Source organism: Streptomyces sp. GbtcB6 (assembly GCF_019091475.1).
Taxonomy (GTDB): domain Bacteria; phylum Actinomycetota; class Actinomycetes; order Streptomycetales; family Streptomycetaceae; genus Streptomyces; species Streptomyces hyaluromycini.
Map to the genome: position 1 here is coordinate 197,879 of NZ_JAGXJL010000020.1, position 6,338 is coordinate 204,216.

Sequence of the window (6,338 nt, forward strand, 5' to 3'; positions counted from 1 at the left end):
CGACCGGAAGATCGGGCGCCCTCAACACCGTTTCGCAGTACGCGTGTTGGAGCCTCGGCCGATGCCGTCGGCCAGGCCGGCGGACGGGTACGTCGGCTGCCGCGACTTCGCCGTTGACAAGGATGGCTAACGGGATTAGCTTTTAGCTAACAACGTTAGCCATGTGGAGGGTGTCATGACCGAGTTCCTCGCCGTCGACGGCGGCACGATCGCTTACGAGGTGGCGGGGGCCGGCCCGCTGATCGTTCTCGCGCACGGCATGGGCGACAGCCGCGCCGCCTACCGCGCCGTGATCCCGCTGCTGGTGGCGGCGGGCCACCGGGTCGCCGCCGTCGATCTGCGCGGCTGCGGCGAGTCCGGCACCGACTGGCCGGCCTGGAGCCGCACCGCCGTCGCCGGCGACCTGCTCGCCCTGATCCGCCACCTGGGCGGCCCGGCCGTGCTCGTCGGCCACTCGATCTCCGGCGGCGCCGCCACCATCGCCGCGGCCCAGGAGCCCTCACTGATCACCGCGGTCGTCGAACTGGCGCCGTTCACCCGCAAGCAGTCGATCCGCCTCGGCGACCTGCGGGTCAGGCGCTTCCGGCGGGGCATGCTGCGCCTGCTCGGCGCGGGCGCGTTCGGCAGCGTGCCGCTCTGGCGTTCGTACCTCGACGTCGCCTACCCCGGCGTGAAGCCGGCCGACTGGACCGAGCGGCTCGGCCGCATCGACTCCCTGCTGCGCGAGCCGGGCCGGATGAAGGCCCTGCAGGGCATGGGCCGCACCGCTCCCACCGACGCCGGCGAGCGGCTCGGCGACGTCCGCTGCCCGGTGCTGGTCGTGATGGGCACACTCGACCCCGACTGGGCCGACCCGCACGCCGAGGGTTCGGCGGTCGTCGATGCCCTTCCCGCCGGCCTCGGCCGCCTTGAGATGATCGAGGGTGCCGGGCACTACCCGCACGACCAGTTCCCCGACCAGGTGGTTTCGCTCATGCTCCCCTTCCTTCGATCGGTCGCCGCCCGTGCCTAGGGCAGGTCTGGACCCGTCGGCCGTGGTCGCGGCCGGTGCCGCCCTCGCCGACGAGGTGGGCTTCGCCAACCTGACGATGGGCCTGCTGGCCGAGCGGGTGGGCGTGCGGACCCCGTCCCTGTACAAGCACGTGGGCAGCCAGGAAGACCTCAACCGGCGCATCGCGGTTCTGGCGTTGAGCGAGGCCGCCGACGCCGTCGGCGGAGCGGTCCAGGGGCACGCGGGCCGCGGCGCCCTGGCGGCCGCGGCGCGCGCCTTCCGCGCCTTCGTCCTGGCGCACCCCGGCCGCTACGCCGCGACGATCGGCGTGGAACCGTCCGGTCCGGACGATCCGCTGGCCACCGCGGGGCAGCGGCTGCTCGGCGCGTTCATGGCGGTCCTGCGCGGCTACCAGATCCCCGAGTCCGACGTGGACCACGCCCTGCGCATGCTCCGCAGCCTCTGCCACGGCTTCGCGACCTTGCAGGCGGACAACGGCTTCCAGTGGAGCGCCGACATCGACGAGAGCTTCGAGTGGCTGATCACCTTCGCCGACCGGGGCCTGCGCGCCATGTGAGAGATGCGGCGGCCGTCGAGGGGAGTCGAGCGAGCCTCGCGGTCCTTGGTCACCGCACGGGAGGGAGCGGGGCGGCGTCCCGGCAGCCGCATCCCGAGGCGGCCTTGGCTTCGGTCGCCGTGGCCGAGGGGTCGGTGGCGCGCTCGTCCGAGGTGCAGCACGCGGAGACACCGCAGCACGTACCTGCTGCCGTAGCCGCACCGCGTGCCTCGGTGACGTCGGCGGGCTTGACCGCTCGGACGATGGCGGAGTGCATGCCGTCGGCGACCGGGTGCGTCGGGGTGATCTCGACGTCCGTGAAGCCGGCCGCCTCCAGGCCCTCCCGGTACTCGGCGAACGACAGGGCGCCGGCGATGCACCCGACGTAGTCGCCGCGCTCCGCGCGCAGTCCGGGGGTGAGCGCGTCGTCGGCGACCACGTCCGAGACGCCGATACGGCCGCCGGGCCGCAGGACGCGGAAGGTCTCGGCGAAGACGGCGGGCTTGTCGACGGACAGGTTGATCACGCAGTTGGAGATGACCACGTCGACGGTGTTCGCGGGGAGCGGGATCGCCTCGATGGTGCCCTTGAGGAACTCGACGTTGGTCGCGCCTGCTTTCCTCGCGTTGCCGAGCGCCAGGGCGAGCATCTCCTCGGTCATGTCCAGGCCGTACGCCTTGCCGGTGGGGCCGACGCGGCGGGCGGAGAGCAGGACGTCGATGCCGCCGCCGGAACCGAGGTCCAGGACCCGTTCGCCCGCGCGGAGTTCGGCGACGGCGGTGGGGTTGCCGCAGCCGAGGGACGCGGCGACCGCCTCCGCGGGCAGGACCTCGCGCTCGTCGGCGGCGTAGAGAGCGGAGCCGAAGTTCTCGTCGACCTCGACCGGCTCGGGCCCGCAACAGGCGGTGTCGCCCCCGGTGACCTTCACGGCTGCGGCGGCATACCGCTGCCGGACTGTTTCGCGCAGCTCGGCGGACTGCTCGCTCATGGCGTCACTCCTGGGTGAGTCGGGGCATCGCGATGCCCCGGAACGGCCTTGCATTGACGTTCTTCGATGCAACCTTGCGCCTTGGATCGAAGAACGTCAACATAGAGGCATGTCGAAACAAGAGCTTGAGGTGCTGGGCCAGGACACGGCCTGCTGCCCGGGGCTGACCGCCTCGCCGCTGGACGAGGAACGGGCGGCCGAGCTGGCGAAGGTGTTCAAGGCCCTCGGGGATCCGGTCCGGCTCCGCCTGCTGTCGATGATCGCCGCGCGCGGGGACGGCGGCGAGGTGTGCGTGTGCGAGCTGACCCCGGCCTTCGACCTGTCCCAGCCGACGATCTCCCACCACCTCAAGCTGCTGCGGCAGGCCGGACTCATCGACTGCGAGCGGCGCGGTACCTGGGTCTACTACTGGGTGCTGCCGGGGGCCCTGGACCGGCTCGCCGTGTTCCTGACGACGCCGACGGCCACGGAGGCACGCGCGTGAACGCCTCCCTGGGCCGCCGCACCCTGGCCGAGGCCCTCGGCTCGGCGGCACTGGTCGCCGTGGTGGTCGGCTCGGGCATCCAGGCCACCGAACTCACCCGTGATGTCGGCGTACAGCTGCTCGCCAACTCGCTGGCCACCGTCTTCGGCCTGGGCGTGCTCATCACACTTCTCGGGCCGGTCTCCGGGGCCCACTTCAACCCCGCCGTCACCCTCGCGGCCTGGCTCGACGGCCGCCGCACCGGCGACGGACCGACCGCACGGGACCTGGCGGCCTACGTCCCCGCCCAGACCGCGGGAGCGATCGCGGGTGCGGTCCTCGCCGACGCCATGTTCGGCAAGCCGCTGGTCCACTGGTCGACGCACGACCGCTCGGCCGGCCACCTGCTGCTGGGCGAGACGGTGGCCACCGCCGGCCTCGTCCTCCTGATCCTCGGCCTGGCCAGGGCCGGCCGTGACCGCTTCGCCCCGGTGGCCGTGGCGTCGTTCATCGGCGCCGCGTACTGGTTCACGTCCTCGACGTCGTTCGCGAACCCGGCGGTCACGATCGGCCGTGCCTTCACGGACACCTTCGCCGGGATCGCGCCCCACTCGGTCGCTCCGTTCATCGCCGCACAGGCCGTCGGCACGGTGCTCGGGCTGGCGCTCGTGACAGCGGTCTTCGGCCGCCCGGCACCCGCGCAGCCCGATACGCCAACGGTTCACACCGACCCCGATTCGCCGTCGGTTCCCGGCGAGCCCGGACTCGCCGCTCCCACCCTCCCCTGACCCACCGCCCAGGAAGTCGCCACCATGTCCAGCACTCCCGCCGTCGGCCGGCCCTCCGTCCTCTTCGTCTGCGTCCACAACGCGGGCCGCTCCCAGATGGCCGCGGCCTTCCTCACCCATCTCGCCGGAGACGCGGTGGAGGTCCGCTCAGCCGGCTCGGCCCCCGCCGACACGGTCAACCCCGCCGTCGTCGAGGCGATGGGCGAGGTGGGCATCGACGTCTCCGCCGAGATCCCCAAGATCCTGACCACGGAGGCCGTCCAGGCATCGGACGTGGTGATCACGATGGGGTGCGGCGACACCTGCCCCGTCTTTCCCGGCAAGACCTACCTGGACTGGACGCTGGACGACCCGGCCGGGCAGGGCGTCGACGCCGTACGCCCCATCCGCGACGAGATCGAGACCCGCATCCGCGGCCTGCTCACCGACCTCGGCGTGAAGTCCGGCGCCTGAGCTCGCAGACGTTCTTCGTACCGGCGTCCGCCCAGGGCCGAGCGGGGTTCCAGCGTGTTCATGGACCCGACACATGGAACCACGAGGGGGCCGTGCACACTCTGCGTGTTGTAGTCCCTCCGACACAAGAATGAGCCATACATGATCACGCTCACCAAGGAAGACGGCCCGGCGGACCTGGACGGAGTGACCCACCTGTCCATCGGGGTCTCGTGGGATCCCACCGCCGGCAGCAGCGGCGGGGTGCTGGGCAAGCTGCGCCGCACGACCGGCACCGACCTCGACCTGATCGCCATCGCCATGCAGGGCGGGGAACCGGTGCGCCTCGCGGGTCTCGACTCACTCGACCCCATGGGCAACGGCTCGCTGGTCCACAGCGGCGACAACCAGAGCGGGCGCGGGGACGGAGACGACGAGACGGTGACCGTCGAGTTCGCCCGGATCCCGCCCAACGTCTCATCGATCGTGTTCATAGCCGCCGCGTACAAGAAGGGCAGTTCCTTCCAGAAGGCGCGCAACATCAGCTTCAAGGTCTACGACGCGACCGGGGGCAGCTCTCAGCAGGTCGCCGACATCTGGCCGAGCCTGCTCACCCAGGACAACGGTTGCGCCGTTGCCAAGGCGATACGGGTCGGCGGCAGTTGGAAGCTCGAGGTGATCAACCTGACGGGAAAGATCAAGCAGGGGGACGAGCACGCCCTGATGCGTTTCGCTGTCAGCAAGTAGCACGCCCCGAGGACCGGTCGAGCACTGGCGGCGGGGTCCTGTACCTCGCTCCGGCCATCAGAGCGGCGTAGCTCATGCGCTGAGGGTGGTGACGTCGGATCCGGCTGCCAGGCTCCGGCTGAGCGGAAGGGCGGTGAGTACCACGAAGGCACCGAAGACGGTGATGGGCAGCAGTCCGACGGGGCGGAGATAGGCCATCGGGTGCGCCAGGACGGCGTGCCATTGGATGCCCCAGTTCGCGACCAGGTCCGTGAGCATGACTGCGGCGGCGAGCAGCGGGGCACCCGGGTGGCCCCGCATGATCAGCAGAGCCACCAGCAGATCCAGCGGCAGGAGCGCGTGGAAGAGCAGCTGGACGGGCATCGGCGCGTAGCTGTAGGCACCCAGCCCGCCCGTCGCCAGAAAGTACGCGTGCGCGCCTGTTCCCTCCAGGAATCCGATGACGTACGCCGCCGCCCCGCACCGGACCCACACCGAACGGTCCCTCCACCGCATGGCGGTCACCGCGGCTCAGATCCGGTCCGTCAGGTCCTCCGCGAACACCTGTGACAGGGGCTGCGGACCCACGTACTGCTGGCAGTTGCACTGGCCGGCCTCGTATCGCAGCGGTTTCTTGTTCTCGTCCCAGGCCGTCGGCACCTCGACGCGCTCGTGGCACCGGCCCTGCTTGTCGTGCTTGGCGAGATGGTGAGTGCATCCGCAGATCGGCTCCGGCGGCTTGTTCGCGGCTTCGACGGCCAGCCGTTCCTGCTTCGCCACCTCCAGCAACTGCACTTTCCGCTCATGCCGATTGCGCAGTGCGGTCCGGACGTTGTCGGCGACCCATGCGAAGCCCCCCGTCCAGAAGATGATCAGAACCCACCAGAACCAGTCCATCAGCCGCCCCTCCCCCTGTCCTGCCGAGCGCCAGCATAGGTGGCTCCCTCCGGGAAATCCCGGTGCTGTCACCCAGTTCCGGCGTTCACCACCGCCGGCGACGGGTGACGGCCCGGCCGAACGCGGCGCGGTAGGCGCTCGGGGTCAGGCCCGACCGGCGGACCAGGTGCTGGCGCAGCGAATCCACCGAACCGATGCCGCTGCGCTGCGCGACCTGATCAAGTGCCAGATCGGTGGTCTCCAACAACTCCCTCGCCCGGTCCATGCGTTGGTCCAGCAGCCACTGAAGTGGCGTCTGTCCCGTCTCGGCCCGGAACCGCCTGATGACGGTCCGCACACTACTGCTGTGGTGCCTCGCCAGGTCGGCCAGGGTGAGCGGTTCGTGCAGCCGTTGCAGGGCCCACTCCCGGGTGTCGGCGAGCGAGATCCCCGGCCTGACCGGAACCGGTTCCGCGATGAGCTGCGTCTGGTCGCCGGAACGCACCGGCGCCGCGAGC

The 6,338-nt window shown here is 71.0% G+C and carries 10 protein-coding genes; 6 read left to right on the forward strand and 4 right to left on the reverse strand.

Features of this window, described 5'->3' with window-relative positions:
- Positions 1 to 175: 175 nt before the first annotated feature.
- Together KVT45_RS30705 and KVT45_RS30710 are read left to right on the forward strand one after the other, a co-directional pair.
- Positions 176 to 1,012: an alpha/beta fold hydrolase gene (locus KVT45_RS30705; RefSeq protein ID WP_217552378.1), complete on the forward strand. Its 837-nt coding sequence runs from the start codon at positions 176 to 178 to the stop codon at positions 1,010 to 1,012.
- Positions 1,013 to 1,034: 22 nt separating this feature from the next.
- On the forward strand, positions 1,035 to 1,568 hold the full coding sequence (locus KVT45_RS30710) for a TetR/AcrR family transcriptional regulator (protein WP_217552406.1): 534 nt from the start codon (positions 1,035 to 1,037) through the stop codon (positions 1,566 to 1,568).
- Positions 1,569 to 1,617: 49 nt separating this feature from the next.
- On the opposite strand, the gene arsM is transcribed toward KVT45_RS30710, so the two are convergent.
- Positions 1,618 to 2,535, reverse strand: coding sequence for an arsenite methyltransferase (gene arsM, locus KVT45_RS30715; protein ID WP_217552379.1), 918 nt, complete (start codon positions 2,533 to 2,535; stop codon positions 1,618 to 1,620).
- A gap of 109 nt (positions 2,536 to 2,644) precedes the next feature.
- Between arsM and KVT45_RS30720 the strand changes: the two genes are divergently transcribed.
- From KVT45_RS30720 to KVT45_RS30735, 4 genes are all read left to right on the forward strand, one after another.
- Positions 2,645 to 3,019: a helix-turn-helix transcriptional regulator gene (locus KVT45_RS30720; RefSeq protein WP_217552380.1), complete on the forward strand. Its 375-nt coding sequence runs from the start codon at positions 2,645 to 2,647 to the stop codon at positions 3,017 to 3,019.
- A complete protein-coding gene (locus KVT45_RS30725) occupies positions 3,016 to 3,786 on the forward strand; it encodes an MIP/aquaporin family protein (protein WP_217552381.1) in 771 nt (256 codons plus the stop codon). Before KVT45_RS30720 ends, KVT45_RS30725 begins: the two co-directional genes overlap by 4 nt.
- A gap of 24 nt (positions 3,787 to 3,810) precedes the next feature.
- Positions 3,811 to 4,239: an arsenate reductase ArsC gene (locus KVT45_RS30730; RefSeq protein WP_217552382.1), complete on the forward strand. Its 429-nt coding sequence runs from the start codon at positions 3,811 to 3,813 to the stop codon at positions 4,237 to 4,239.
- Between the two features lie 141 nt (positions 4,240 to 4,380).
- Entirely contained in the window at positions 4,381 to 4,965 is a 585-nt protein-coding gene (locus KVT45_RS30735; protein ID WP_217552383.1) for a TerD family protein, read from the forward strand.
- A 72-nt stretch (positions 4,966 to 5,037) separates the two neighbouring features.
- On the opposite strand, the gene KVT45_RS30740 is transcribed toward KVT45_RS30735, so the two are convergent.
- From KVT45_RS30740 to KVT45_RS30750, 3 genes are all read right to left on the reverse strand, one after another.
- The gene (locus KVT45_RS30740) at positions 5,038 to 5,460 is read right to left on the reverse strand and encodes a hypothetical protein (protein ID WP_217552384.1); all 423 of its coding nucleotides are present in this window, start codon (positions 5,458 to 5,460) and stop codon (positions 5,038 to 5,040) included.
- A 15-nt stretch (positions 5,461 to 5,475) separates the two neighbouring features.
- Positions 5,476 to 5,841, reverse strand: coding sequence for a hypothetical protein (locus tag KVT45_RS30745; RefSeq protein WP_217552385.1), 366 nt, complete (start codon positions 5,839 to 5,841; stop codon positions 5,476 to 5,478).
- 85 nt (positions 5,842 to 5,926) lie between these two features.
- The coding region (locus tag KVT45_RS30750; RefSeq protein WP_217552386.1) for a helix-turn-helix domain-containing protein at positions 5,927 to 6,338 on the reverse strand (412 nt) is incomplete at its 5' end.

What these genes read in the sequence shown, in the direction of transcription:
- KVT45_RS30705 (WP_217552378.1), top strand. Translation starts at nt 176, where the DNA reads ATGACCGAGTTCCTCGCCGTCGACGGCGGCACGATCGCTTACGAGGTG.
- KVT45_RS30745 (WP_217552385.1), bottom strand. Translation starts at nt 5,841, where the DNA reads ATGGACTGGTTCTGGTGGGTTCTGATCATCTTCTGGACGGGGGGCTTC.
- KVT45_RS30735 (WP_217552383.1), top strand. Translation starts at nt 4,381, where the DNA reads ATGATCACGCTCACCAAGGAAGACGGCCCGGCGGACCTGGACGGAGTG.
- KVT45_RS30740 (WP_217552384.1), bottom strand. Translation starts at nt 5,460, where the DNA reads ATGCGGTGGAGGGACCGTTCGGTGTGGGTCCGGTGCGGGGCGGCGGCG.
- arsM (WP_217552379.1), bottom strand. Translation starts at nt 2,535, where the DNA reads ATGAGCGAGCAGTCCGCCGAGCTGCGCGAAACAGTCCGGCAGCGGTAT.
- KVT45_RS30720 (WP_217552380.1), top strand. Translation starts at nt 2,645, where the DNA reads ATGTCGAAACAAGAGCTTGAGGTGCTGGGCCAGGACACGGCCTGCTGC.
- KVT45_RS30730 (WP_217552382.1), top strand. Translation starts at nt 3,811, where the DNA reads ATGTCCAGCACTCCCGCCGTCGGCCGGCCCTCCGTCCTCTTCGTCTGC.